Genomic DNA, 26,373 nt, shown 5'->3' on the forward strand with positions numbered 1-26,373 from the left:
CGCCAGTCCTCGGTCGGTCCGCCCCGGAGGCCCGGTCCGGCGGCGGGCGATGGGAGCGCGGAGGGCCGCTCCCGGTCTGGGACCATACGCGAACCGGCGACCGGCCCGCAGGGACAGACCGGGACGGCCCTCTGAATCTGGGGGAGAATGTCCGGTTGTGCCCCGATAATTGCGAGCCATCTCACAGCCCGGGAGCCGGAAGCGCCAGAACCTGGCAGAGTGGAGGTGGCGACCGTGTCCGGCCGCTCCCCCGTACAGGGCAGACTCCCCGTACAGGTAAGAAGAGGGAACCAAAGCCCCGTCCGGTGCGTTGGCTGTAGCAGCGAGGAGGAGATCGCATGACGTGCGACCATCTGGTGTGCGCCAACTGCAACGGCCGCGTCAGCGACGGGCGTTGCTCGGTGTGCCGCGCCAACCGGGCCCGGCTGCAGGAGCAGCAGGGGCCGTTCGCCGCACTCTCCCCCGCGATGCTGCTGGCCCTGCTGGCCGGGCTGCTCGCGGTGGCGCTGATCGCGCGGCAGGCGCTGGCCTGAGGCCCCTGACCACGTGGAAGGCCCCCGACCGTCGCGGTCGGGGGCCTTCTGCGTGTGTCCGGGTCCGTGCGTCCGGCCCGGTGCGTGTCCGGGTGCCTACTCGGCGCTGGTCTCGCGCTGCTTGCGCCAGCGGATGCCGGCCTCGATGAAGCCGTCGATGTCGCCGTCCAGGACGGCCTGCGGGTTGCCGGCCTCGTACGCGGTGCGGACGTCCTTGACCATCTGGTACGGGTGCAGCACGTAGGAGCGCATCTGGTTGCCCCAGGAGCTGCCGCTGTCCTTCAGGGCGTCCATCGCGGCCTTCTCCTCCTGGCGGCGCCGTTCGAGCAGCTTGGCCTGGAGGACGTTCATCGCGGACGCCTTGTTCTGGATCTGCGAACGCTCGTTCTGGCAGGACACCACGATGCCGGTCGGGAGGTGCGTGATGCGCACCGCCGAGTCGGTGGTGTTGACGCCCTGGCCACCGGGGCCGGAGGCGCGGTAGACGTCCACCCGCAGGTCGCCCTCGTCGATGTCGACGTGGTCGGACTGCTCGACGACCGGGAGCACCTCGACACCGGCGAAGGACGTCTGCCGGCGGCCCTGGTTGTCGAACGGCGAGATGCGGACCAGGCGGTGGGTGCCCTGCTCGACCGAGAGGGTGCCGTAGGCGTACGGGGCCTTCACGGTGAAGGTCGCGGACTTGATGCCGGCCTCTTCGGCGTACGAGGTGTCGTACACCTCGGTGGGGTACCCGTGCCGCTCGGCCCAGCGCAGGTACATGCGCATCAGCTGCTCGGCGAAGTCGGCGGCGTCCACGCCACCGGCCTCGGCGCGGATGTTGATCAGCGCCTCGCGGGCGTCGTACTCGCCGGAGAGGAGAGTGCGGACCTCCAGCTCCTCGACGGCCTTCTGCAGCGAGACCAGCTCGGCCTCGGCCTCGACGCGGGTGTCCGCGTCGTCCTCGGCCTCGGCGAGCTCGAACAGCACGCCCAGGTCGTCGATGCGGCCGCGCAGGCCCTCGACCCGGCGCAGTTCGCCCTGGAGGAAGGAGAGCCGACTGGTCACCTTCTGCGCGTTCGCGACGTCGTCCCACAGGGTGGGGGCGGCTGCCTCCTCCTCCAGGACCGCGATGTCGGCCCGGATCTTGTCCAGGTCGAGGACGGCCTCGATCGACCCCATGGTCGTATCGAGGTTCTTGAGCTCTTCGGAAGGATCGACGGCTGCCACGCCCCCAGCGTAATGGTTCCGGGGGTGGTCATGACGACACCCCCGTTCCGGAGGCGACCGGGAGGGGTCACGGGGCGCGGGGGGCGGTGCTGTGCACGGCCGGCCGGGCCGGGTGGCCGGCGCCCGGCTCGGGGGCCGCGAAGGCCGTCCAGGCCGCGGCGGCGCCCGCCAGCAGCAGCACGGTGGCCAGCAGCACCGCCAGCATCCGGCGCCGGCGCAGCAGGGCCGCGCGGTCCCGGCGGTGGCCCGGGGCGGCGCGCTGGGCGCGCGACTCGGCGGCGTACGCGGCCAGTTCCTCGGCCGAGGGGCGGCGCAGGCTGGTGTGGGTGTCCCGGGTGGAGTCCGGGGCGGCGCCGGGCACCAGCGGGACGGCCGGGCCGCGACGGCGCTTGTGGACGCCCGGGCCGGCGTCGACCTCGGCGTAGACGGCCTCGCCGGGGGACAGCTGCTCCTCGGCCGGGGCGCGGCCCTGGGAGGGCACGGCCAGCACCGGCAGTCCGGCCAGCGAGGGCAGCTGCTCGCGCAGCCGGGCGGCCAGCTCGGCGGCGCGCAGCCGGGAGGCCGGAGCCTTGGCCAGGCACTCGGAGATGATCCGCCACAGCCCGTCCGGCAGCCCGGGGATCGGCGGCACCTGCTCGGTGACGTGCCGGCGCAGCACCGCGCCGGTGTGGCCGCCGCCGAACGGGGTGAAGCCGGCCAGCAGCTCGTACAGCACGGTGGCGAGGGCGTAGATGTCGACGGCGGCGCGCGGCTCCAGTCCCTCGATGATCTCGGGGGCGAGGTAGTCGGGCGTGCCGATGATCCGGGTGGCCCGGGTGCGGCGCGGGGCGTCGACCAGCCGGGCCACGCCGAAGTCGGTGAGCTTGGCGCGCGGGGCGCCGCCGGGGCCGGGGGCGGCGGCGAGGTCGAGCAGGACGTTCTCCGGCTTGACGTCGCGGTGGACGATCCCGGCCGCGTGCGCGGCCGCGAGGCCGTCGGCGACGTCGGCGATGACCGACGCGGCGACCTGCGGCGGGAGGGCTCCGTCCCGCTCGAGCCGGGAGCGCAGGTCGGTGCCCTGGACCAGTTCCATCACCAGGGCGAGGTCGCTGCCGTCCACGACCATGTCGCGCACGCCGACCACCCGGGGGTGGTCGAGGCTGGTCAGCGCGGTGCGCTCCTGGACGAAGCGGCCGACCAGCACCTGGTCGGCGGCGAGGTCCTCGCGCAGCAGCTTGACCGCCACCGGGCCGTCGGGCCCCTCACCGAGCCAGACCGTCCCGGCCGATCCCCGGCCGATGACCTGGTGGACGGTGTACCGGCTGCCGATCTTGCGTGCCAATGCTGCTCCGTGGGCGGCGCGGGAGCGCTCCGGGGGTCCGGGCGCGCTCGGTGGGGCGGGACAACAGCGACCAACCTACGCGCCCGAACCCCCTGCGCGGGGCGCCTGGGGGCCGTGGAGCGGGACTCCGGGGCGAGAAATCTCGTGAATTGTCGACAAAGCGTCAATCCTGGCTTCCGGAACGGGTCCGGACGCCCGGTCAGCTGTCGGCGGGGCGCCGGAGCGGCCCGCCGTCCGGTCCCGCGCTACTTGCTGGAACTGCCGAAGACGCTGGTCACCCAGTCCCGCGCGGTGTCGAACCAGCTCACGACGTTGTCCCAGTAGTGCGGCAGCGGTGTGAAGTTCCACAGCGCGATCGCGGCGACGGCCAGCACCAGCAGCACCATCAGACAGCCCTTGAGGCAGCCCAGCCCCGGGATGTACATCCGGTTGCGGCTGCGCGGGCGCCGCTCGCGCGGCGGAGCGCTCTCCCGGCGGGACGGCTCCCGCGGCTCCTCGCGGGGCGGCCGGGGCTCCCGGTACTGCGGCGCCGGCGGCTCGGACCGGCGCGGCGCGGCGGCGGGCGGGGGCGGAGGCGGCGGGTAGTCGCCCTGCGGCCGGCCGTACCCGGCGGGGGCCTGCCGGTAGCCGCCCTGGGGCTGCGGACGGCCGCCCTGGTTGCCCTGAGCGCCCTGGTTGACCTGGTAGGGCGGCGGGGCGACCGGCGGGCGCTGGGCGTAGCCGGGCGGCGGGCCCTGGCGACGCTGGTCCGCGCGTGGGCCGGCCGGCGGCTGCTGGTGGCCCGGGCCGCCCTGGCCCGCCTGGTAGGGCGGCGGGGCGACCTGCGGGTCCTCGAAGTCCTCCGGGCCGAAGTGGCCGACCTGGGTCTGCTGGTTGCGGTCGCGCGCCGCCCGCAGCTGGGTCTGCCACGGGTGGGGCGCCTCCTCCTGCGGCGCGGGAGGGCCGGCGGGCGGGGGCGGCGGCACGGCGGTGGGCGGCATCACCTGGGTGCGGTCCTGGGTGCCGTAGGGCGGCGCGGGCGGCGGCTGGGTGCCCATCACCCGGGTCGCCGCGGCCGGGTCGTACTGCGGGCCGCCGGACGCCGGGGGCAGCACCTGGGTGCGGTCCTCCGCCCCGGCCGGGCCCCCCGGTCCGCCCGGGCCACCCGGGACGACCGGCACGACTCCGGGCACGGCGGTCGGCTGCGGGTCCGGCAGCAGCAGGGCGCCGACCGCCAGCGCCTCGTCCACCGCCGCCGGGGAGGCGTGCACCCCGACCCCGGCCGCGACCACCCGCAGCGCGCGGGCCAGCGCGGTGGCGCTCGGCCGCTGCGCCGGGTCCTTGCGCAGGCAGCGCTCGATCACCGTCCACAGCGGCTCGGGCATGGTGCTGGGCCGCTGGGGCTCCTGCGCCAGGTGGGCCTGGAGCACGGCCAGGGCGCTGTCGCCCTGGAACGGCTGGCGGCCGGTGACCAGCTCGTACAGCATGATGCCGGCGCCGTAGACGTCCACCGCGGAGGTCTGCGGGCGGCCCTCGGCGGACTCGGGGGCGACGTACGCGGGGGTGCCGACGAACTCGTGGGTGCGGGTGACGCCCGGGGAGTCGGCCAGTCGGGCGATGCCGAAGTCGGTCAGCATCGGGTGCATCTGCTCGGTGCCCTGCACCACGGTGGAGGCGAGCAGCACGTTGGCCGGCTTGAGGTCGCGGTGGACGATCCCGTCCGCGTGGCTGGCCGCCAGCGCGTCCGCGACCTGGGCCATCAGCAGGGCGCCCGCGATCGGGCTGAACGGGCCGTTGGCGCGCAGGTAGCGGGCCAGGTCGGGGCCCTCCACCAGGTCCATCACCAGGGCCAGCAGCTCGCCCTCGACGACCAGGTCGCGGACCCGGACGATGTTCGGGTGGCTCAGCCGCAGCAGCAGCGAGCGCTCCCGCAGGAAGCGCATCACGACGTCCGGGTCGGCCGCCAGCTCCTCGCGCAGCACCTTGATCGCCACCTGCTGCCCGGGCTCGCTGCCCGGCACCTGGACGTCCTGGCGCACCAGACCGCGCCAGACGGTCCCGGTGGCACCCCGCCCCAGGGTCTCCTCAAGCAGATACTTGCTGCCGACTGGCCGCACCTGTCGCACTCCTCGCCGTGCCGCCCGCGCGGGGCGCTCCCCCGCCGGTGTGCGGTGAGCCTGCCGGGCCCGTGTTTGGCCACTCTAACGGTGTCCGTACGGGTTTTTGAGGTGACCGGCGGGCCATCCGAGCAGGGTTGGGGGAGATCCCCTAGGGGACTGCCCGGACGTGCCGGGGTGCCCGGCCGGAGGCGGTCGCCGCGGCCCGGGGCGGGGGCGCCGGGGCGGCGGTTGACCTGACCCTCCGTCGCCTCCACCATGGCGATGATCGCAAGATCGTCAAATCCGGTACGGTGCGCGGACTGTCCACGCCGGATGGCAGGATGGACACTCGCCACTCGTGTGGCCCAATGGGTCGCCGCGACCGCCCGGCGCGTCCGCGACGACACCGGGCAGCGGTACCAGGCATCACACCAGCAGAAGGGACCCGCGGGCGAGATGCAGATCCGGCTGACCGTCCTCCGACCGCGCAGCGGCCCGACCGCCGCCGGCTCCGCCATCCCCTACGTGGACGTGCTGGTCACCGCGCCCGTCGGCACCGCGCTCGGCGCCATCGCGGGCGCGCTCGCCGGCGCCGTGGGCGTGCGCGGACCGCGGGCCGCCACCCATGTGCACCTGTACTCCGGGGCGCACCGGGTGGACGAGCACACCCTGCTCGGCCACCCCCCACTGCTCGACGGCGCCGTCCTCAGCCTCAACGAACCGGACCCGACCGCCGACGACCCCGACGACGCCGCGGCCGCCGCCGAACTCCGGGTGGTCGGCGGCCCGGACGCCGGCGGGGTCCACCGGCTGCACGGCCGAGAGATCCGGATCGGCCGCTCCGGAGAGGCCGACGTCCCGCTCGACGACCCGGACGTCTCCCGGCTGCACCTCGCCCTCCACCTCGGCGAGGACGGCCGGATCGCCGTCCGCGACCTCGGCTCCACCAACGGCACCACCCTCGACGGCCGGATCGTCCCGCCCGTGCCCGCCGAGGCCGCCGTCCCGCTGGAGAACGGCGCCCTGCTGCGGATCGGCGAGTCCACCCTGCAGGTCCTCGAACCGGCCGACCCCGCCTCCGTCCGGGCCGCCCTGCCCGACGGCAACGGCCACCTCCAGCTCGCCGCCCCCGGCCCGGTCCGGTCCGCGGCACCGGTGATCGAGCCGCCCGCCGCCCCCGAGCCCGCCCCGGGCCGCGGCCGCGGCCTGTTCTCCCTGCTGCCCGGCCGCGCCGCCGAACCGCCCGGTCAGGAGAGCGCCGAACGCCACCACGCCGCCGTCCGGCAGCGCCAGGCCGCCGCCCAGCGCGAGCGCTGGCCCGACCTCGCCACCGTGCTCCTCAACGCCGTCGGCCCCGGCCCCCGGCTGTGGGAGCGCGGCCCCGGCCACCCCGACGCCCTCACCCTCCGGCTGGGCACCGCCGACCGGCCCGGCGGCCCCGGCACCACGCCCGGCACCGTACTGCCCGCCGTCCCGGTCACCCTCGACCTGCAGACCGCCGGCAGCCTCGGCCTCAGCGGCCCGCGCGAGCGCCTCGACGCGCTCACCCGCGCCGTCGTCGCCCAGCTCGCCGCGCTCCACCCGCCGACCGGGCTGAGCCTGGTCGTGGTCGACGCCGACCCGGCCCGCAGCCCCGAGGAACGCGTCGACACCTGGGCCTGGGCACTGTGGCTGCCCCATCTGCGCCCCGCCGAGGGCCAGGACTGCCGGCTGCTGGTCGGCCTGGACGACGAACAGGCCACCGCCCGGCTGACCGAGCTCACCGCCCGGCTCAGCGGCCCGACCGGCCTCGGCGGCCACCCCGCCACCGTGGTCGTGGTCGACGGCCGCCCGACCGACGAGGCCGCCCGGCAGGCGCTCGACCTGCTGCTGCGCCAGGGCCCGGCCGTCGGCATCTTCCCGATCTGCCTCGCCGAACAGCCCGAGCTGCTCCCCCGCGGCCTCGGCGCCACCGCTCTGATCACCGGCGAGGTCGGCACCCAGCTCTCGCTGGACCGCCCGGTCGCCCGCGGCCGGGAGACCCTGCACGAGATCTCGCTGGACGCCGTCTCCGACGCCTGGGCCGAACGGCTGGCCCGCGTCCTCGCCCCGCTGCGCGAAGCCGCCCCGGCCTCCCGCGGCCCGCTGCCGGACGCGCTGCGGCTGCTCGACCTGCTCCAGCTCGACACCGTCACCCCGGCCAAGCTGTCCGCCCGCTGGGCCGCCCACGCCGGCGGCATCGGCGCCGCGACCGCACTGCTCGGCACCACCCGGGACGAGCTGTGCACCCTCGACCTGGCCGACCCCGAACTCGCCCTGCCCTCCCCCGACCCGGGCGGCCCGCACCTGCTGATCGGCGGCGCCCGCGGCTCCGGCAAGACCGAACTGCTGCGCACCCTGGTCGCCTCGCTCGCCGTCTCCGAGCGGCCCGAGCGCCTCGCCGTCACCATCGTCGAGGGCCGGGCCACCGAGGACGGGCTGTCCGGCTGCTCGGAGCTGCCGCACGTCACCGGCCGGGTCAACGCCGCCGCCGACCCGCGCGCCGCGCTCCTCGCCGCCGAGGCGCTGGAGGACGAACTCGCCCTGCGGGAGCGGCTGTTCGACGGGCTGGACTTCGCCTCCTGGCACGCCACCCGCATCTTGGACGGGCACAGCCTGGACGAGCACGGCCTGGACGCCCACCGTCTGGATGCGCACGGTCCGGCCGATCAGGGCCGCAGCTCCGCTCCGGTACCCGCCACCGTCGGCGCCGCCTCCACGGCCGTGCCCCGGATCATCCCCCCGCGCAGCGCCGACGGCCCCCGGCCGGCGACCACCCCCTCCGGCCCCGTCCCGGCCCGACTGGTCGTCGTCGTCGACGACTACGACGCCCTGCTCTCCCCCACCTCCCCGGCCGGCCGGCCGCTGGCCCGCGCGCTCGCGGCCGTCGCCCGCCGCGGCGGCCCGCTCGGCGTCCACCTCGCGGTCGCCACCGGCCGCCCGGAGGAGAGCGCCGGCACCGAGGTCGACGAGGCCGCCCTGCTGCGGATCGCGCTGCGCACCGAGGACCCGGCCGACTCCGACCTGCTGATCCACCTCGGCGACGCCGCCGCCCTCCCCGAGGACACCCCCGGGCGCGGCTACCTGCGCCGCCCGGACGGCGGCGTCGCCGCCTTCCAGACCGCCCGGATCAGCGGCCGCATCCCCCGCACCGCCACCCTGCGCCCCACCGTGGTCGCGATAGACCCGCTCCAGCTCGGCGCCCCACCCGCCCGCCGCCCGGTCCGCGAACTCGGCAACGGCCCCACCGACCTCGCCCTCCTCGCCAGCGCGCTCCAACGCGCCGCCTCCCGCTGACCCGCTCGACACCGGGAGGGCCCCGACGAACCGAGCGGTTCGTCGGGGCCCTTCGACGTTGCCGCGCCCGGGGCGGGAACACGGAAGGGGCCCGCGTCCGGGATGGACGCGGGCCCCTTCCGTTCAGCCGTCCGTCAGCGCATCGAACCGGTGCGCAGCAGGGTGCGGATGACGCGCATCGCGACCGAGAGGCTGGACAGCTCGTAGTTGTCCGAACCCCTTATGTCGTCGAGGGTGGCCTTGGCGCGGTTCAGCAGGGTGGAGTTGAGGTCCGCCCAGGCGTTGTAGCGCTCCTCGGGGCTTGCGCCGTCGGGGCCGCAGGCCAGGATGTCGGCGGTCAGCGCCGCGTGCGCCGCGAAGAGGTCCTCGCGGATCGCGGCCCGGGCCATCGACGACCAGCGGTCGGTGCGGGGCAGGTCGATGATGCGGTCGAGCAGGTGCGAGATCTGCAGGCGGTCGCCCAGGTCGTAGTACAGCTCGGCGACCTCGGCGACGTCCTTGCCGGAGCGGTCCGCGACCTCGGTGATGTCCAGGGTCGGGAAGACCGAGGACAGGCCGGCGATCCGGGTGGCCAGTTCGTCCGGCACGCCGGCCGCGGCGAGCTCGCCCTGGATCGACTCGAACCAGGCGAGGTCCTCGCCGCGCAGCGGCTTGGGCAGCGAGCCCCAGACCTGGTTGACCCGGTCGTGGAAGAACTCGATGGTGCCGGCGATGTCGAGCGGCTGGCGGCGGTTGTTGAGCATCCACCGGGTGGCGCGCTCGACCAGGCGCCGCGAGTGCAGCCGCATCTTGGTCTGGATCCGGGCGGGGACCTGGTTGTCCAGGCCCTCGATCCGGGACCAGATCTCCTCCAGGCCGAAGACGGCCCGCGCGGCGGTGTGAGTCCGGGCGATCTCCTCGTAAGTCGCGCCGGTCTCCTCCTTCAGGCGGAAGGCGAAGGTGCAGCCACCGCGGTTGATCGTGTCGTTGACGATCAGCGTGGTGATGATCTCGCGGCGCAGCGCGTGGTTGTCGATCGCGTCGGCGAACCCGGCCCGCAGCGCGCTCGGGAAGTACTCGTGCAGCAGGGTGCGGAAGTACGGGTCGTCCGGCAGGTCGGTGGCCAGCAGCTCCTCGGCGAGGATGATCTTGGTGTAGGCGAGCAGGACGGACATCTCGGGCTGGGAGAGCCCGCGGCCGTTCTGCTGGCGCTCACGGATCTGGCGCTCGGTGGGCAGGAACTCCAGCCCGCGGTCGAGCTGGCCGGCCGCCTCGAAGCGGTTGATCATCCGGGCGTGGACGTTGACCATGCTGTGCGCCTGGGCGACGGCGTTGGCCAGCACCACGTTCTGCGCGTAGTTGTTGCGCAGCACCAGGTGGCCGACCTCGTCGGTCATCTCGGCGAGCAGGACGTTGCGCTGCTTGACCGTCATGTCGCCCTCGGCGACGACCTGGTTGAGCAGGATCTTGATGTTGACCTCGTGGTCCGAGGTGTCCACACCGGCCGAGTTGTCGATGGCGTCGGTGTCGATCCAGCCGCCGGTGCCCTCGGGGCCGCCGGTGGCCGCGTACTCGATGCGGCCGAGCTGGGTGCAGCCGAGGTTGCCGCCCTCGCCGATGACCCGGGCCCGGACCTGCTCGCCGTTGACCCGGATGGCGTCGTTGGCCTTGTCGCCGACCTCGGCGTTGGTCTCGCCGGAGGCCTTGACGTAGGTGCCGATGCCGCCGTTCCAGAACAGGTCGACCGGCGCCTGGAGGATCGCCTTCATCAGCTCGGCCGGGGTCAGGCGGGACTCCTGGATGCCCAGGGCGGCCCGGACCTGCGCGCTGACCTGGATCGACTTGGCGCTGCGCGGGAAGACCCCGCCGCCGGCCGAGATCAGCGACTTGTCGTAGTCGTCCCAGGAGCTGCGCGGCAGCTCGAAGAGGCGGCGGCGCTCGGCGTACGAGACGGCCGCGTCCGGGTTCGGGTCGAGGAAGATGTGGCGGTGGTCGAAGGCGGCGACCAGCCGGATGTGCTCGCTGAGCAGCATGCCGTTGCCGAAGACGTCGCCGGACATGTCGCCGATGCCGATGACGGTGAAGTCCTCGGACTGGGTGTCGACGCCGAGTTCACGGAAGTTGCGCTTGACCGACTCCCAGGCGCCGCGGGCGGTGATGCCCATGCCCTTGTGGTCGTAGCCGGCCGAGCCGCCGGAGGCGAAGGCGTCGCCGAGCCAGAAGCCGTACGACTCCGCGACGCCGTTGGCGATGTCGGAGAAGGTCGCGGTGCCCTTGTCGGCGGCGACGACCAGGTAGGTGTCGTCCTCGTCGTGGCGGACCACGTCGGCCGGGTGGACGACCTCGCCGGCCACCAGGTTGTCGGTGATGTCGAGCAGCGCCGAGATGAAGGTCTTGTAGGAGGAGATGCCCTCGGCCAGCCAGGCGTCGCGGTCCACCGACGGGTCCGGCAGCTGCTTGGCGACGAAGCCGCCCTTGGCGCCGACCGGGACGATGACGGTGTTCTTCACCATCTGGGCCTTGACCAGGCCGAGGATCTCGGTGCGGAAGTCCTCGCGCCGGTCGGACCAGCGCAGACCGCCGCGGGCGACCTTGCCGAAGCGCAGGTGCACGCCCTCGACCTGCGGCGAGTAGACCCAGATCTCGAACGCGGGGCGCGGGGCCGGCAGGTCCGGGATGGCCTTCGGGTCGAACTTCATCGACACGTAGGAGTGCCACTCGCCGGAGCCGTCGTGCTGGAAGAAGTTGGTCCGCAGGGTGGCCCTGATGAGGTGCAGGAAGGAGCGCAGGATGCGGTCCTCGTCCAGGGAGACGACCTCGTCGAGCGCGCCGGCCAGCTCCTCCAGGATGCCCTCGGTCAGCTCGGCGGCGCCCAGCTGGTGGCTCGGGCTCAGTCGGGCCTCGAACAGGTTGACCAGCAGGCGGGTGGTGTGGGTGTTGTTGCGGAGCGCGTCCTCCATGTAGTCCTGGGAGAACGTGGAGCCCGCCTGGCGCAGGTACTTGGCGTACGCGCGGAGCACCATCGCCTGGCGCCAGTTCAGCCCGGCGGTGAGGACCAGCTCGTTGAAGCCGTCGTTCTCGGCCTTGCCGGTCCAGGTCGCCGCGAAGGTGTCCTGGAAGCGCTCGCGGGCCTCGTCGGTGAGCTCGGTGGCCTCGCGCAGCTTCAGGCCGAAGTCGTACACCCACGCGGTGGTGCCGTCGGAGCGGCGCAGCGCGTACGGGTGCTCGTCCAGCACCTCGACGCCCAGGCGCTGCAGCACCGGCAGGACCTCGGTGAGGGAGATCGGGCCGCCGACCCGGTAGATCTTGAAGCGGCGCTCGTCGTCGCCCGCGCCGACCGGCTGGTACAGGTTCAGGCGGAAGTCGCCTTCGCCGTGCAGCGACTCGATCTGCTTGATGTCGGCGACGGCGGTGCGCGGCGGGAAGTCGGCGCGGTAGCCGTCGGGGAAGGCGTTGCCGTACTTGTGGCCGAGCTCGGCGGCCTTCTCCTCGCCCAGCTCGGTGTGCAGCTGGTCGTGGAAGCCGTCCATCCAGAACCGGGCGGCCTCGGCCAGGCGGCTCTCGATCCGCTCGATGTCGGAGTCGGTGAGCCGGGGCAGCTCGGTGCCCGGGGCGACCCGGACCACGAAGTGCAGGCGGGTCAGCACCGACTCGGTGGCGTACACCGTGTAGTCGATGGTGGCGCCGTTCAGCTCCTCCTTGAGGATGTCGGTGAGCAGCAGCCGGATGCGCGTGGTGTAGCGGTCGCGCGGCAGGTAGATGAAGGCCGAGAAGTAGCGCCCGTACTCGTCCTGGCGCAGGAAGAGGCGCAGCTTACGGCGCTCCTGCAGGTAGAGCACGCTGGTGGCGATGGAGAGCAGCTCGGTGGCCGGGGTCTGGAAGATCTCGTCCCGGGGGAAGGTCTCCATGATCTGCAGCAGGTCGCGGCCGTCGTGGCTCTCGCTGGAGAAGCCGGACTCCTCCAGCACCGCCTGGACCTTGCGGCGCACGACCGGGATGCGGGTGACCGACTCAGTGTAGGCGGCGGAGGAGAACAGGCCGAGGAAGCGGCGCTCGCCGATCGGCTCGCCGGCGGCGTTGAACTTCTTGACGCCGACGTAGTCCAGGTAGGCCGGGCGGTGCACGGTGGCGCGGCTGTTGGCCTTGGTGAGTACGAGCAGCTTCTTCTCGTGGGCCTTGGCCCGGACCGGGGCGGAGAGGCGGCCGAAGGCCTCGGAGACCGAGTGGTGGCGGTCGTCGTGGCTGTGCGGGTCGGAGCGCAGGATGCCGAGGCCGGTCCCGGCGACGGCCTTGAGGACCTCCTCGCCCTCGTGCTCGACCAGGTCGTACTCGCGGTAGCCGAGGAAGGTGAAGTGGTCGTCGGCGAGCCAGCGCATCAGCTCCCAGGCCTCGCCGACCTCCTGCTCGGGCAGGCCGGCCGGGGGCTCCTCGGCCAGCTCGTCGGCCAGGCGCAGCGCGCTGTCGCGCATCTTGGCCCAGTCCTCGACGACCTCGCGGACGTCGCCGAGCACGCGGCGCAGGTTGGTCTCGATGGTGCGCAGGTCGTCGCGGTCGGTCTCGCGGTCGATCTCGATGTGCATCCACGACTCGACGGTCGCGTCGGCGGGCCACTCGGCGCCGGCGGCCTGGCTGCGGGAGCAGGCGTCGACGTCCAGGATCTCCAGCAGCTTGCCGGTGATGTCACGGCGGACGACCAGCTGGGGGTGGACGACGAGGTGGATCGCGCGGTCCTGGCGGGACAGCTCGTTGGTGACGGAGTCGACCAGGAAGGGCATGTCGTCGGTGACGACCTCGACCACGGTGTGGCCGCAGGACCAGCCGTTCTCCTCGACCGAGGGGGTGTGGACCCGCACCTCGGCGGTGCCCTGGGGGCGCTTGAGGCCCAGGCGGTAGTGCGAGGCGGCCGCGCCGTACACGTCGACCGGGTCGAGGTCGACCAGGTCCTCGGGCGCGGTGTGGAGGTAGTAGTGGTGCAGGTACGCGGTCAGAGCGCCGTTGCTCAGACCCTCCCCCGGCGCCGCTCCCCCCACCTGGCTGTTCTCAGCGGCTACGGCTGCCTTCTTGAGCAGTTCGGCCTTGGCTGCGTCCAGCTTGGTCTGCATGACTTCTTGGCTCCTGTCGCGCGCCGTTGCGTGACTCGGTGGTGTGTGGGTGTACACCGACGGGTCGCTCGCAATCCTGCCGCACCGTCCGACTGAAAGGGGCTCATGGCACGCATGAAACGCCCTCCCAGTGGGTAGGACGACTCGTTCGTCCTGCAAGCCACCCGACGACGCCAGCCAGCCTAACCGGATCAATCGAAGGTGGACAGGGACAGGGAGGCGCAAACCCGCAGGATGTCGGGTCCGTCCTGGACACCATGTCCAAACCGGAGGGTCATGTTCGCTTTCAGCCCATATGGGGGTACGCGTGGTGGGTCGGCGGCACGAAGGTCTCCTTGATCGCCCGGGCCGAGGTCCAGCGCAGCAGGTTCTGGGCGGCGCCCGCCTTGTCGTTGGTCCCGGAGGCCCGGGAGCCGCCGAAGGGCTGCTGTCCGACGACGGCGCCGGTGGGTTTGTCGTTGATGTAGAAGTTCCCGGCGGTGAAGCGCAGTTCCTCCACGGCCTGGGAGATCGCGTAGCGGTCCTGTGCGACCACCGCGCCGGTCAGGCCGTACGGGGCGCCCGAGTCGACCCGGCCGAGCACGTCGTCCCACCGGGAGTCCTCGTAGACGTGGATCGCGAGGATCGGGCCGAAGTACTCGGTGCGGAAGATCTCGCCCCGGTGGTCGGAGGAGACCAGCACCGTCGGCCGGACGAACCAGCCGATCGCGTCGTCGTACTGGCCGCCGGCCACCAGCTCGACGGTCGGGTCGGCCTTGGCCCGCTCGATGGCGCCCCGGTTCTTCTCGAACGCGCGCTCGTCGATCAGGGCGCCCATGAAGTTGGACAGGTCGGTGACGTCGCCCACCGCGAGGGCGTCCACCTCGGCCAGGAAGTCGTCCTTGATCCTCAGCCAGAGGCTGCGCGGCAGGTAGGCGCGGGAGAGCGCCGAGCACTTCTGGCCCTGGTACTCGAAGGCGCCGCGGATCATCGCGGTCCTGAGGATCTCGGGGTCGGCCGAGCGGTGGGCCAGCAGGAAGTCCTTGCCGCCGGTCTCGCCGACGATCCTCGGGTACGTGCGGTAGCCGCCGATGTTGGCGCCGACGGTCTGCCAGAGCGACTGGAAGGTGGCGGTGGAGCCGGTGAAGTGCAGCCCGGCGAGCGCCGGGTCGGTGAGCGCCACCGGGGAGACCTGCAGCCCGTCGCCGGTGACCAGGTTGATCACCCCGGGCGGCAGGCCCGCCGCCTCCAGCAGCCGCATCAGGTGGTACGCGGCCAGGGTCTGGGTCGGCGCGGGCTTCCAGACCACGGTGTTGCCCATCAGGGCGGGGGCGGTCGGCAGGTTCCCGGCGATCGCGGTGAAGTTGAACGGGGTGACCGCGTAGACGAAACCTTCCAGCGGGCGGTGGTCGACCCGGTTCCACACCCCCGGGGAGGAGACCGGCTGGTCCGCCAGCACCTGCCGGGCGAAGTGCACGTTGAACCGCCAGAAGTCGATCAGCTCGCAGGCGGAGTCGATCTCGGCCTGCTGCACGGTCTTGGACTGGCCGAGCATCGTCGCCGCGTTGAGCGTCTCCCGCCAGGGCCCGGCCAGCAGTTCGGCGGCGCGCAGGAAGACGGCCGCCCGGTCGTCGAAGGGGAGCGCGCGCCACTGCCGCCCGGCCGCCAGCGCCGCGTCCACCGCCGCCCGGGCGTCCTCCCGGGTGGCGTTGCCGAGCACGCCCAGCTTGGCGGCGTGGTGGTGCGGCTGGACGACGTCGATCCGCTCACCGCCGCCGAAGCGCTGCTCGCCGCCGATGGTCATCGGCAGCGGGACCTGCTCGGCCGCCAGCTCGTCCAGCCGCCTGACCAGCCGGTCCCGCTCCGGGCTGCCGGGCGCGTACGCCTGCACCGGCTCGTTGACCGGGGTGGGCACCTCGGTGACTGCGTCGATGGGCATGGCGGCTCCGTCCTGGCTCTACCGGTGTCAGTCCAGCCTGACCAGGGCGGGGCGGATCCGCCCGTCCAGACACGCCAACGGCGGACGTGGCGCCCGCCACGTCCGCCGTCACGAACGCTCAGCCGGTCGAGCCGGTCAGCCGGTCAGCTGGCCGGCCAGCTCCACCGCCTCGGCCAGGCTGTCCACCACCGGGACGCCGACCGGCTCCAGCTTCTCCCGGGTGTGCGAGCCCCCGGTGTACAGGACGGCGTGGGCGCCCGCGTGCAGCGCCGCCAGGGCGTCGTCCGCGGCGTCGCCGATCAGCACCGTGCGGGCCGGGTCCACCCACTCGCCGAGCGCGGCCAGGTGCTTCGTCAGCTGGTCCGCCTTCTGGCCGCCGGGGGGACCGCTGCGGCCGTCCACCCGCAGGAAGCTGCCGGTCAGGCCGAAGGAGTCGACCAGCGGCACCAGCTTGTCGTGCACGTACATCGACAGCAGGGACTGGCTGTGCCCGGCCGCCTGCCAGCCCGCCAGCAGCTCGGGCACACCCTCGGTCAGGCCGCAGGCCGGGCTGAGCTCGCGGTAGCGGTCCTGGAAGGCGTCGTCCAGCCGCAGCCACTCCTCCTGGGAGGGCATCCGGCCGAGCAGTCGCTCGTAGAAGCGGGGGATCGGGATCTCGTACTGCTCGCGGTACTGCTGCATGGTCATCGGCCCGACGCCGATGGTCGCGAACGCGGCGTTGCTCGCGCCGAGGACCGCGTCCATGTCGTGGAAGAGGGTGCCGTTCCAGTCCCAAACGATGTGAGTGCGCACGGGGCCAAACGGTAACCCGAACGGCCGACACGCCGGTAGGACGGGGCTCACTCAGCCCAGGAGGGACGGGATCTCCTGGGTCGCGTACCAGAGCAGGTCGTGGTCCTCCGCGCCGTCCACGGTGAACTGGGCGTCCTGGTCGCCCGAGTCGGCCGCGGCCACCGCCGCCACCGCCGCCGTGACGTCCTCGACCACCTCGTCGTCGGCCACGTCCGCGTGCACCGAGGCGGCCTTCGCCAGCTTCACCGGGCCGGGCAGCACCACCCGGCCGAGCGAGGCCTGGTCCTGGTACTCGTCGCCGGGGAAGGGGCGCACGGCCGAGTCGGCCACGTCCAGGGCCACCACGACGCGCCGGCGCGGTGCGGCCGGGTCGGCCGCCAGCAGCCGCAGCGAGGACTGGGCGGCCCGGTTCAGCGCCGCGTACTCCAGCTCCTCCAGGTCGTCGCTGACGTACCACTCGCGCAGCGCGGGCGTCACGGCGTAGGCCGCGGACGCCTCCAGGGCTCCGCCCTCGTGCGCCGCCGCCAGGCCGGTCAGGGTGGTGGGCACGTACACGCGCATCGGTGGCACTCTCCGGTTCGTCCAGCGGGGGTTCGTCCAGCGGCACAGCATCCAGCGCCCCAAGAATAAGCTCCGCCGGACCGCCCGTGATCACCTCGCGCCGGGTCCGCGCTCGGCGGCCAGCGCCGCCCGGCTGGTCCGCAGCGCGCTCTCCAGCACCTCGCCGCGGCGGGCCGGGTCCATCAGGTTCGGTCCCATCACCGCCAGGTCGGCCAGGGTGGGCGCGAGCAGCCGTACCCGGACGCCCTCGGCCCGCAGCAACGCGGCCTCGCGCAGCAGCTGGCGGGTGACCGCCCGGCGGTAGCGGCTGACCAGCTGGGCCAGCACGCCGCGCGGGCGGTCCCGGGCCCGCCACTCGCGCAGCGCGGCCAGGGTGCTGCGGTCGGAGCGCTCGGGCCGCGGTCCCAGCCGCAGGGCCATCGGGGCCAGCACGTACACCTCGTCCAGGCCGCGGCCGAGCAGCAGGTCGGCGCTGGTCGCCGACCAGCAGCCGCCGTCCACGTACGCCGAACCGTCGAGGCGCACCGGCGCGAACCAGCCGGGGATGGCGCAGGAGGCCATCACGGCGTCGGCCACCGCGACGGCCGGGGCCTCCGGGTCGCCGAAGACCACCCGGTGGCCGCTGCGGTAGTCCACCGCCGCCACCCGCAGCGGCGCGGCGGCCGCGCTCGGCGCCACCCCCGCCGCAGTCGGACCCGAACTCCCCGGAGCCGGCCAGCCGCCCGGGCCGAACAGCCCGCGCACCAGTTCGCCGACCGGCGCCAGCGAGCCGCGGCCGTGCGGCGCCATTGCCGAGACCATGGTCAGCAGCGGGTACTCCCGCGGGTGCCGGACGGCGTCGCGCAGCAGGTCGGGCGAGCCGATCCCGGCCCGCGGGCGCTGCGGCAGCGCACCGCCCACCGCCGTCTCGTAGTCGAAGGCCACCCCGGCCAGCGGGCCCTCGGTGACCGCCAGGCCGCGCTGGTGGTCGCGCAACTGCTCGGGGGGCACGCCCCCGGCCAGCAGCGCGGCCAGGATCGCGCCCGCCGAGGTGCCGAGCAGGAGGTCCGTCTCACCCGGCCGGAGCCCGGTGACCTCCTCGACGGCGCACAGAGCGCCGACCGTCCAGGCCGCGCCGAGCATTCCGCCGCCGCCCAGCACCAGGCCGCGCCGGGGCGCGCCGCCGGGGCTCGTCCCCGACACCGCCGTCCGTGTGGTCATCCCGGCTGTCGTCATCCCGGCCGCCCGTCGTCGTTGGGAGCGGGTCAGGCTACCGATGGTGCGCACGGGCGGACGGGCGGCGCAACGGGAACCGGGCCCGGAGTCACCCGGTCCGCCGTACCGGGGCGTCCCCTTTCGGGCTCTCCGGCCCGTCCCCGCACGTCAACCCACCGCCTGCGGGGGTACGCGCCGGGCCCGTCGCCGCACTGGGCGACTCACCCGGATAGGTGAACTTCGCACCGGTCTCCCGCCCACTCGAAAACGCGTTGCCGTGCCGCCCGGGCCGCCGCCAGCCTGGACCCGTCCGTACCCGCACCACCCTTGCCGGAGGCCACCGTGACCGCGCAGCTCAACAGCGACCCCAGCGCCCGACCCAGCACCCGCCCCACCGCCCGCCCGCACCGGCGCGGCCGCGCCTCCGGCGGCTGCGACCCAGGCCGAACTCGGCATCCCGCACGGCACCGCCCGGGCCACCGGGGCCACCGGCCCGGCCCGCCACGACGCGGGGGCGCTCGCCGCCCGCTTCGCCCACCAGCTGGTCGAGGTGCTCACCGGCGCCCGGCCCTCCGGCCAGCTGATGCGGCACACCAGCCTGGACGGCTACGGGCAGCTCGCCTCGCTGGTCCGGGCCGGGGCGCTGCGCCGCGGCGGCCCCGCCGACCGGCCCCGGCTCGGCCCGGTGCACGACCGGTCACCCTCGCCCGACGCCGTCGAGGCCTGCGTCCGGGTCGACCTGGGCCGGCGGCACCACATGGTGGCCTTCCGGCTGGAGCAGCGCGGCCCGGCCGGCCAGTGGCAGTGCACCGCCGTGGAGGCCCGATGACGGCCACAGCGCGCGGGACGGCGCAGGGCGCCGCCCCAGTACGGAAGCGGCGCCCTGCGTTGCGTGCTGTGCGTGGATCAAACCTTGCGGCGGCGGCCCTTGGCGGACTTGGCGGCCTTGCGGCGCTCGGCGCGGGTCATCCCGTCGCCCTCGTCCTCCGGCGCGGTGTCCTCGAAGTCGCCCTCGACCACACCGCCGCCGACCTCCTCCGAGGGGGCCGTGTAGTGCAGCCGCTGCGGCTTCGGGGCCTCCAGGCCCTTGGCCTTGATCTCCGGGCGGGCGGCGTCCTTCTCCAGCTTGTCGAGCACCACCTCGGCGTCCTCGACCGGGACCTCCTCGACCTGCTGCTCGACCTGGACCTCCAGGTTGAACAGGTAGGCGACGGACTCCTCCTTGATGCCCTCCATCATCGCGGTGAACATGTCGAAGCCCTCGCGCTGGTACTCGACCAGCGGGTCGCGCTGCGCCATGGCCCGCAGGCCGATGCCCTCCTGGAGATAGTCCATCTCGTAGAGGTGCTCGCGCCAGCGGCGGTCCAGCACCGACAGCACCACGCGGCGCTCCAGCTCGCGCAGGATCTCCTCGCCGAGCTGGTCCTCGCGGGCGCCGTACTGCGCCTGGATGTCCTCCTGAACGACCTTGATCAGGAACTCGGGGGTCAGGCCGGACGGGCCGCCGACCTCCTCCTCCAGCTCCGCCAGGTCCAGGGTGATCGGGTAGAGCTGCTTGAACGCGGTCCAGAGCTTGTCGAGGTCCCAGTCGTCCTCGAAGCCCTCGCCGGTGGCCGCCTTGACGTAGGCCTCGACGGTGTCGTCCATGAAGTGGCCGACCTGCTCCTGGAGGTCCTCGCCCTCCAGGACGCGGCGGCGCTCGCCGTAGATGACCTCGCGCTGGCGGTTGAGCACCTCGTCGTACTTCAGGACGTTCTTGCGGATCTCGAAGTTCTGCTGCTCGACCTGGGTCTGCGCGGAGGCGATCGCGCGGGTGACCATCTTGGACTCGATCGGCACGTCCTCGGGCACGTTGGCCATCGAGAGCACGCGCTCGACCATGCCGGCCTTGAACAGGCGCATCAGGTCGTCGCCCAGCGACAGGTAGAAGCGGGACTCGCCCGGGTCGCCCTGACGGCCGGAGCGGCCGCGCAGCTGGTTGTCGATCCGGCGGGACTCGTGCCGCTCGGTGCCGAGGACGTAGAGGCCGCCGGCCTCCTTGACCTCCTCCTGCTCGGCCTTGACCGAGGCCTTGGCCTTCTCCAGCGCCTCCGGGAACGCGGCCTCGTACTCCTCCGGGTTGTCGCTCGCGGAGAGCCCGCGCTGGGCCAGCTCGGCCGCCGCGAGGTGGTCCGGGTTGCCGCCGAGCATGATGTCGGTGCCGCGGCCGGCCATGTTGGTGGCGACGGTGACGGCGCCCTTGCGGCCGGCCTGCGCGACGATCTGCGCCTCGCGCTCGTGGTGCTTGGCGTTCAGCACCTCGTGCGGGATGCCGCGCTTGCGCAGCTCCTGCGACAGGTACTCGGACTTCTCGACCGACACGGTGCCGACCAGCACCGGCTGGCCCTTCTCGTGCTTCTCGGCGATGTCCTCGACCACGGCGGCGAACTTGGCCGGCTCCGACTTGTAGATCAGGTCGGGCTGGTCGATGCGCAGCGGCGTCTTGTTGGTCGGGATCGGCACCACGCCGAGCTTGTAGATCTGGTGGAACTCGGCGGCCTCGGTGGTGCCGGTACCGGTCATGCCGGAGAGCTTGTCGTACAGACGGAAGAAGTTCTGCAGGGTGATGGTGGCCAGGGTCTGGTTCTCGTTCTGGACCTCCACACCCTCCTTGGCCTCGATCGCCTGGTGCATGCCCTCGTTGTAGCGGCGCCCGGCCAGGATGCGGCCGGTGTGCTCGTCGACGATCATGACTTCGCCGTTCATGACGACGTAGTCCTTGTCCTTCTTGTACAGCTCCTTCGCCTTGATGGCGTTGTTCAGGAAGCCGACGAGCGGGGTGTTCACCGACTCGTAGAGGTTGTCGATGCCGAGGTAGTCCTCGACCCGGGTGACACCCTCCTCCAGGACGCCGACGGTGCGCTTCTTCTCGTCGACCTCGTAGTCGCGGTCGATCTTCAGGCGCAGCACCAGCTTGGCGAAGTCGGCGTACCACTTGGTCGCCTGGTCCGCCGGGCCGGAGATGATCAGCGGGGTGCGGGCCTCGTCGATGAGGATCGAGTCGACCTCGTCGACGATCGCGAAGTTGTGGCCGCGCTGGACGAGTTCGTCCTTCGACCAGGCCATGTTGTCGCGCAGGTAGTCGAAGCCGAACTCGTTGTTCGTGCCGTACGTGATGTCCATCGCGTACTGGCGCTTGCGCTCGGCGGGCGTCATGTTGGCCAGGATCACGCCGACTTCGAGGCCGAGGAAGCGGTGCACCCGGCCCATCCACTCCGAGTCGCGCTCGGCGAGGTAGTCGTTGACGGTGATCAGGTGGACGCCCTTGCCGGTCAGCGCGTTCAGGTACGCGGGCAGGGTGCCGACCAGGGTCTTGCCCTCACCGGTGCGCATCTCGGCGACGTAGCCGAGGTGCAGGGCCGCACCGCCCATCAGCTGGACGTCGTAGTGCCGCTGGCCGAGCACGCGCTTGGCGGCCTCGCGGACGGTGGCGAACGCCTCGGGGAGGATGTCGTCCAGCGTCTCGCCGTCCGCGAGCCGCTGCTTGTACTCGTCGGTCAGCGCACGCAGCTCGGCGTCGGTGAGGTTGACGAAGTCCTCTTCGATGGAGTTGACCTGGGCAGCAATCCGCTGCAGCTTGCGAAGGATCTTGCCTTCGCCGGCGCGCAGGATCTTGTCGAAGACGGACACTTGAGCGGGCTCCTTGCCTGTATTGGCACTGGACGACTGCACGGCGGGTCCACCCCACCGCACGGGCCATCGTATGCGAGGAGTCCAATGCCTCGGGAGGTGCGTCAGCACGGTATTCCCGTGTCACCCGCGCGTGCACATGGATCGATAGCACCGTCCACCGGGACAAATCGGTCGGCAGGCCGGGGAGTTGGCCGACTATTCGGATGCCCGCATTCCCCTCACGGGGAAATAATCCGCCCATGGAACAGCCGCGGGGCGAACTCGCCACCCTCACCACCGACCGCCTGGTCCTGCGGGCCCCGCGGGAATCGGACATCGACGCGATCTTCGCCGCCTGCCAGGACACGGAGATCCAGCGCTGGACGGTCGTCCCCGTCCCCTACCGCCGCGAGGACGCCGAGTTCTTCGTCCGTACCCTGGCCCCCGCGGGGCTGGCCGCCGACGCCGAGTACATCTGGTGCGTGGTCGAGAGCGGAACGGGACGCCTGGTCGGCACCCAGGCGGTCACGCGCAAGCCCGGCGACCCGAACGCCGCCTCGGTCGGCTGGTGGACGGCGAAGGAGCAGCGCGGCCGCGGCTACACCGTCGAGGCGGCCCGCGCGGTCGCCCGCTGGGCGCTCACCGACCTCGGGCTGCGCCGCCTCCAGTGGCTCGCCTACGTCGGCAACGAGGGCTCGCGGGCGGTCGCCGAGCGGGTCGGCTACCGCCCCGAGGGCACCCTGCGGTCGTACGCCGAACAGCGCGGCGTCTTCCACGACGCCTGGGTCGCCTCGCTGCTCCCGTCCGACCTGGACTGAGCACCCCGGTTCGCCCCCTCCCCGGGGCCCGGCCCCGCTGTCGGTGCCCCCGGCTACGCTCGCCGGCATGACCGCCGCCGCTGCCCACCACGCCCCCGTCACCGTCCTGAGCGCCGACGACGCCCGCCGGATCGCCCTGCGCGCCCAGGGCCTGCTGGGCGCTCCCGACCGCCGGGGCGGAGTGCGCGGGGTGCTGCGGCACCTGGGCGCCGTCCAGCTGGACACCATCTCGGTGCTGGCCCGCTCGCACGAGCTGGTGCCGTACGCCAGGCTCGGGGCGGTCGGCCGCCCTGCGGTCGAGGCGGCCTACTGGGGCGCGGGCACCAGCTTCGAGTACTGGTCGCACGCGGCCTGCATCCTGCCGGTCGAGGAGTGGCCGCTGTTCGCCTTCCGGCGCCGCCGCTACCGCGAGCGCGGCCACCTCTGGGGCCACCAGGTCGCACCCGAGACGTACCGGGCGGTGCTCGACCAGCTGCGCGCCGAGGGGCCGTTGACCTCCACCGAGCTGGGCGGGGCCAAGCGGACCGCCGAGTGGTGGGACTGGTCCGACACCAAGATCGCGGTCGAACGGGCGCTGGCCTTCGGCGACGTGGTCTGCACCGAGCGCCGCAGCTGGAAGCGGGTCTACGCCCTGGCCGAACAGGCGATCCCCGACGCCCTGTTCGGACAGGACCGGTCCGACGAGGACTGCGTACGCACCCTGGTGGCCCAGGCCGGCGCCGCGCTCGGCGTGGCCACCCGGGCCGACCTGCTGGACTACCACCGGCTGCGCGCCGAGCAGTTGGACCCGGTGCTCGCGGACAGCGGCCTGGTCCCGGTCCAGGTCGCCGGCTGGGGCCCGGGCGGCACCACGGCCGCGGCCTGGGCCGACCCGGCCGCGCTCGCCGCCGCCCCGCGCGGGCGCCACCGCACCACGCTGCTCTCGCCGTTCGACTCGCTGATCTGGGACCGTGCCCGCACCGAACGGATCTTCGGCATGACCCACCGGCTGGAGGCCTACACGCCCAAGCACAAGCGGGTGCACGGCTACTTCGCGATGCCGCTGCTGGCCGGCGGCCGGCTGGTCGGCCGGGTCGACCCGGCCCGCGAGGGCCGCACCCTGGTCGCCCGGCAGGTCTCGCTGGCCGACGGCCGGGGAGGCGGCTCCCGCCATCTGGAGGCACTGGCCGCCGCCCTGCGCGAGGCGGCCGCCTGGGTCGGCTGCGACGGGGTGCGGGTCGAGGCGCTGCACGACGAACGGCTGCGCCCGACCCTGGAGAAGCTGCTCGCGGAATAGGCAGCGGCGGCGGCCCCACTCGCCCCGCGGCCCCACTCCCCCGTGCCGCCGCCGACTCCCCGGCGCCGTTCCCCCGGTGGCACCGCTCACCCCGTGGCGCCGTTCACCCTATTTCGAGGATCTTCTCCCGCATCGCGTACACCACGGCCTCCATCCTGGAGTGCAGCTGGAGCTTCTCCAGGATGTTGCGGACGTGGTTCTTCACGGTGTTCTCGCTGATGAACAGCTCCTTGGCGATCTCCCGGTTGTTCATCCCGGTCGCCACCAGCTTCAGCACCTCCAGCTCCCGGTCGGTGAGCCGGGGCGCCGGCACCAGGTCCCGGTCGTCGGAGCGCCGCTGGATCATCGACTTGAACTCGGTGAGCAGCTTGGAGGCCATCGACGGGCTGATCTGCGACTGCCCGTCGGCCACCGCGCGGATCGCGGTGGCGACCTCGTCGGTGGAGATCTCCTTGAGCAGGTAGCCGGTGGCCCCCGCCTTGATCGCCTCGTAGAGGTCGGCCTCCTCGTCGCTTATCGTCAGCATGATGATCTTGGTGCTGGGCGCCACGTCCTTGATCGCGGTGCAGGCCTCGATCCCGCTGCGGCGCGGCATCCGGACGTCCATCAGGATGATGTCGGGCAGCAGGTCGGCGGCCTTCAGCACGGCCTCGGCGCCATCCCCGGCCTCGCCGACGACCTTGATGTCCGGCTCCTCCGCGAGCACGATCTCCAGCCCCCGGCGGAACAGGGCGTGGTCGTCCACCACCAGGACGCGGATCGGCTCACCCCGGTGCGGCGCGTACGCGGGTTCCTCCTCCGGCCCCGGTGGCAGCCCGGCGCCCGGTCCCGCTGCGGGCCCCAGCCCGAAGTGATCCCCCATCCGCTCCTCCCCCTTCGCGGGTCGACGTGCGCCCAATCATTCCACGCCCCGCCGTCGCCGCGGTCACCCTCCGATGCCGATTCCCCCGCATCGGGTGACCCCGGGAGGCAACTGATCCGAGCACCGTTCGAGCCCGTCCCACCGGGCGCGCCCGAAACGGGCGGAACGCCCCGGAACACCGGTGACCCCGGCGGCGGGCGCCACCGGGGTCACCTCCCCGTCACTGCCGTCGGAACGGTTAGTCCTCGTCGTCGAACCGACCGATCGCACCGCCCGCACCACTGGCCACGCCGGCCGCCATGTCCGGCTGCACGTGGATGACACCGTAGTGGTAGCCGTGCCGGCGGTAGACGACGCTGGGCAGACCGCTGTCCTTCTCCACGAAGAGGTAGAAGTCGTGGCCGACCAGCTCCATCTCGTAGAGCGCCTGGTCCAGCGCCATGGGGGCGGCCGAGTGCGTCTTCTCCCGGACCACCAGCGGGCCTTCGCCCTCCACTTCCAGGGATCCCATCATGGTCTTGCGGACGGCCCCGTTGGTCTCGCCCTCCTGCGCCGTCGTGTCCGGCAGCGCGGCCAGGGCCGCGGTCGCCTCGGCCACGCTGATCGGAGTGCGGCCGTTGGCGCCGCCCTTGTGCACCCGACGCCGGTCAGCCGACTTGCGCAGCTGCGCGTCGAGCTTCGCCGCGGCCAGGTCGAGCGCGGCGTACGCGTCGGCGGCGGCGGCTTCGGCCCGGATCACCGGGCCCCGGCTGCGAAGAGTGATCTCCACGCGGTCCGACCGGTCGGCCTGCCGCGGGTTGTGCTCCTTGGACACCTCGACGTCGAGGCTGATCACCTTGCCGTCGAACTTCTGGACCTTCTCCAGCTTCTCGGCCACGTGCTCGCGGAACCTCTTGGGCACCTCGGTCTTGCGGCCCTTGACGACGATGTCCACGCAGAACTCCGATCCCTCGTGCTGACGCCGATCCGGGTGCTACCGGACCGGACTGAGTTCCAGCTGGACCAGCCCATCCACTGCCGGCCCCCGCCGCCAGCGGCGGGAACGACTGGCCCTCATCTCACTTCCTCCCCATCAGGGACGGTTGAAACCCCCTGGGCCTCATCGAACACCTCACAGGGAGTTTTCGCCTCCCCAGGCGGGATGGGGGATATGACCCGATACTTCGGGCTGGCGGTCAAACTGTTGCACCACGTCTACCCCCCTGTGGGTGAAGCAAAGGTAAATACCTGGACAACGCCCCCCATACGGCGCATCCTTTGCTGACTCTCCGTGCCTGCCGCCGCCAGGAGCAGCCGTGCCGCCGTCCCACTCCCCCGCCCCTCCGCCGTCCGCACGGACACCGTTCGGCCACGCACTGGCCGGGCTGCTGGACGTCCTGCTCCCCGCGAACTGCGCCGGCTGCGGCGCCGAACGCACCCAGCTCTGCCCGGCCTGCCGGCACGCCCTGACCGCCGGCCGCCCCGGCCCCACCCTGCTGCCCTGGGCGCACGCCGCGGCGCCGTACACCGGCCCGGTGCGGCAGCTGCTGCTCGCCCACAAGGAACGCGGCGCGCTGCGGCTGGCCGGTCCGCTCGGCGAGGCGCTCGGAGGGGCGGTGCGCTCCGTGCTCGGGGCCCGGGCCGGGGCCGCGCCGCTGCTGCTGGTGCCGATGCCCTCGGCCCCGACATCCCCCTCAGCCTCACCGCCGTCGCCAACCTCACCGACGCCTGCCTGGCCGCCCTCGGCCTCACCACCACCCCGCCCTGGCCCCCCGGCGCCTACAA

Annotated in this window: 17 protein-coding genes; 6 read left to right on the plus strand and 11 right to left on the minus strand. The window is 73.3% G+C overall.

Annotation, left to right across the window (positions count from 1 at the left end; genetic code table 11):
• The first annotated feature begins 338 nt into the window (after positions 1-338).
• Positions 339-533 carry a hypothetical protein gene (locus HS99_RS08845; RefSeq protein ID WP_030283975.1) on the plus strand — a complete coding sequence of 65 codons (195 nt, stop codon included), beginning with the start codon at positions 339-341 and terminating at the stop codon, positions 531-533.
• Between the two features lie 96 nt (positions 534-629).
• Here the strand turns inward: HS99_RS08845 and prfB are convergent, their stop codons facing one another.
• From prfB to HS99_RS08860, 3 genes are all read right to left on the minus strand, one after another.
• Positions 630-1,742 (minus strand): peptide chain release factor 2, encoded by a 1,113-nt coding sequence (gene prfB, locus HS99_RS08850; RefSeq protein ID WP_030283973.1) that lies wholly within the window; start codon positions 1,740-1,742, stop codon positions 630-632.
• 67 nt (positions 1,743-1,809) lie between these two features.
• Positions 1,810-3,063 carry a serine/threonine-protein kinase gene (locus tag HS99_RS08855; protein WP_030283971.1) on the minus strand — a complete coding sequence of 418 codons (1,254 nt, stop codon included), beginning with the start codon at positions 3,061-3,063 and terminating at the stop codon, positions 1,810-1,812.
• Positions 3,064-3,308: 245 nt separating this feature from the next.
• The gene (locus tag HS99_RS08860) at positions 3,309-5,159 is read right to left on the minus strand and encodes a serine/threonine-protein kinase (RefSeq protein WP_043388372.1); all 1,851 of its coding nucleotides are present in this window, start codon (positions 5,157-5,159) and stop codon (positions 3,309-3,311) included.
• Between the two features lie 342 nt (positions 5,160-5,501).
• Here HS99_RS08860 and HS99_RS08865 point away from each other — a divergent pair, with 342 nt between their 5' ends.
• Positions 5,502-8,456, plus strand: a complete 2,955-nt coding sequence (locus HS99_RS08865; RefSeq protein ID WP_370863229.1) for an FtsK/SpoIIIE domain-containing protein — start codon at positions 5,502-5,504, stop codon at positions 8,454-8,456.
• 134 nt (positions 8,457-8,590) lie between these two features.
• Here HS99_RS08865 and HS99_RS08870 read toward each other — a convergent pair whose 3' ends face one another.
• From HS99_RS08870 to HS99_RS08890, 5 genes are all read right to left on the minus strand, one after another.
• Positions 8,591-13,537 carry an NAD-glutamate dehydrogenase gene (locus HS99_RS08870; RefSeq protein WP_030553242.1) on the minus strand — a complete coding sequence of 1,649 codons (4,947 nt, stop codon included), beginning with the start codon at positions 13,535-13,537 and terminating at the stop codon, positions 8,591-8,593.
• Positions 13,538-13,823: 286 nt separating this feature from the next.
• The gene (pruA, locus tag HS99_RS08875; RefSeq protein WP_030553240.1) at positions 13,824-15,449 is read right to left on the minus strand and encodes an L-glutamate gamma-semialdehyde dehydrogenase; all 1,626 of its coding nucleotides are present in this window, start codon (positions 15,447-15,449) and stop codon (positions 13,824-13,826) included.
• Positions 15,450-15,590: 141 nt separating this feature from the next.
• Positions 15,591-16,247: an HAD family hydrolase gene (locus HS99_RS08880; protein WP_030283962.1), complete on the minus strand. Its 657-nt coding sequence runs from the start codon at positions 16,245-16,247 to the stop codon at positions 15,591-15,593.
• A 51-nt stretch (positions 16,248-16,298) separates the two neighbouring features.
• Positions 16,299-16,808, minus strand: a complete 510-nt coding sequence (locus HS99_RS08885; RefSeq protein WP_030283960.1) for a DUF6912 family protein — start codon at positions 16,806-16,808, stop codon at positions 16,299-16,301.
• A 90-nt stretch (positions 16,809-16,898) separates the two neighbouring features.
• Positions 16,899-18,008: a patatin-like phospholipase family protein gene (locus HS99_RS08890; RefSeq protein ID WP_050366756.1), complete on the minus strand. Its 1,110-nt coding sequence runs from the start codon at positions 18,006-18,008 to the stop codon at positions 16,899-16,901.
• Between the two features lie 448 nt (positions 18,009-18,456).
• Between HS99_RS08890 and HS99_RS08895 the strand changes: the two genes are divergently transcribed.
• On the plus strand, positions 18,457-18,831 hold the full coding sequence (locus HS99_RS08895; RefSeq protein ID WP_283809995.1) for an Rv3235 family protein: 375 nt from the start codon (positions 18,457-18,459) through the stop codon (positions 18,829-18,831).
• Positions 18,832-18,908: 77 nt separating this feature from the next.
• Here the strand turns inward: HS99_RS08895 and secA are convergent, their stop codons facing one another.
• Positions 18,909-21,671, minus strand: a complete 2,763-nt coding sequence (secA, locus tag HS99_RS08900) for a preprotein translocase subunit SecA (protein WP_030553234.1) — start codon at positions 21,669-21,671, stop codon at positions 18,909-18,911.
• Positions 21,672-21,913: 242 nt separating this feature from the next.
• On the opposite strand from secA, the gene HS99_RS08905 reads away from it, so the two are divergent.
• Entirely contained in the window at positions 21,914-22,471 is a 558-nt protein-coding gene (locus HS99_RS08905; RefSeq protein ID WP_030553232.1) for a GNAT family N-acetyltransferase, read from the plus strand.
• Positions 22,472-22,538: 67 nt separating this feature from the next.
• The gene (locus HS99_RS08910; protein WP_030553230.1) at positions 22,539-23,747 is read left to right on the plus strand and encodes a winged helix-turn-helix domain-containing protein; all 1,209 of its coding nucleotides are present in this window, start codon (positions 22,539-22,541) and stop codon (positions 23,745-23,747) included.
• 103 nt (positions 23,748-23,850) lie between these two features.
• On the opposite strand, the gene HS99_RS08915 is transcribed toward HS99_RS08910, so the two are convergent.
• Both HS99_RS08915 and hpf read right to left on the minus strand, forming a co-directional pair.
• Complete coding sequence (locus HS99_RS08915) at positions 23,851-24,609, minus strand: response regulator (RefSeq protein ID WP_030283947.1); 759 nt, start codon at positions 24,607-24,609, stop codon at positions 23,851-23,853.
• A gap of 238 nt (positions 24,610-24,847) precedes the next feature.
• Complete coding sequence (hpf, locus tag HS99_RS08920) at positions 24,848-25,543, minus strand: ribosome hibernation-promoting factor, HPF/YfiA family (RefSeq protein WP_030283945.1); 696 nt, start codon at positions 25,541-25,543, stop codon at positions 24,848-24,850.
• 361 nt (positions 25,544-25,904) lie between these two features.
• Between hpf and HS99_RS08925 the strand changes: the two genes are divergently transcribed.
• The coding region (locus HS99_RS08925) for a ComF family protein (protein WP_370863230.1) at positions 25,905-26,373 on the plus strand (469 nt) is incomplete at its 3' end.

The organism is Kitasatospora aureofaciens (genome assembly GCF_001188955.3).
Taxonomy (GTDB): domain Bacteria; phylum Actinomycetota; class Actinomycetes; order Streptomycetales; family Streptomycetaceae; genus Kitasatospora; species Kitasatospora aureofaciens.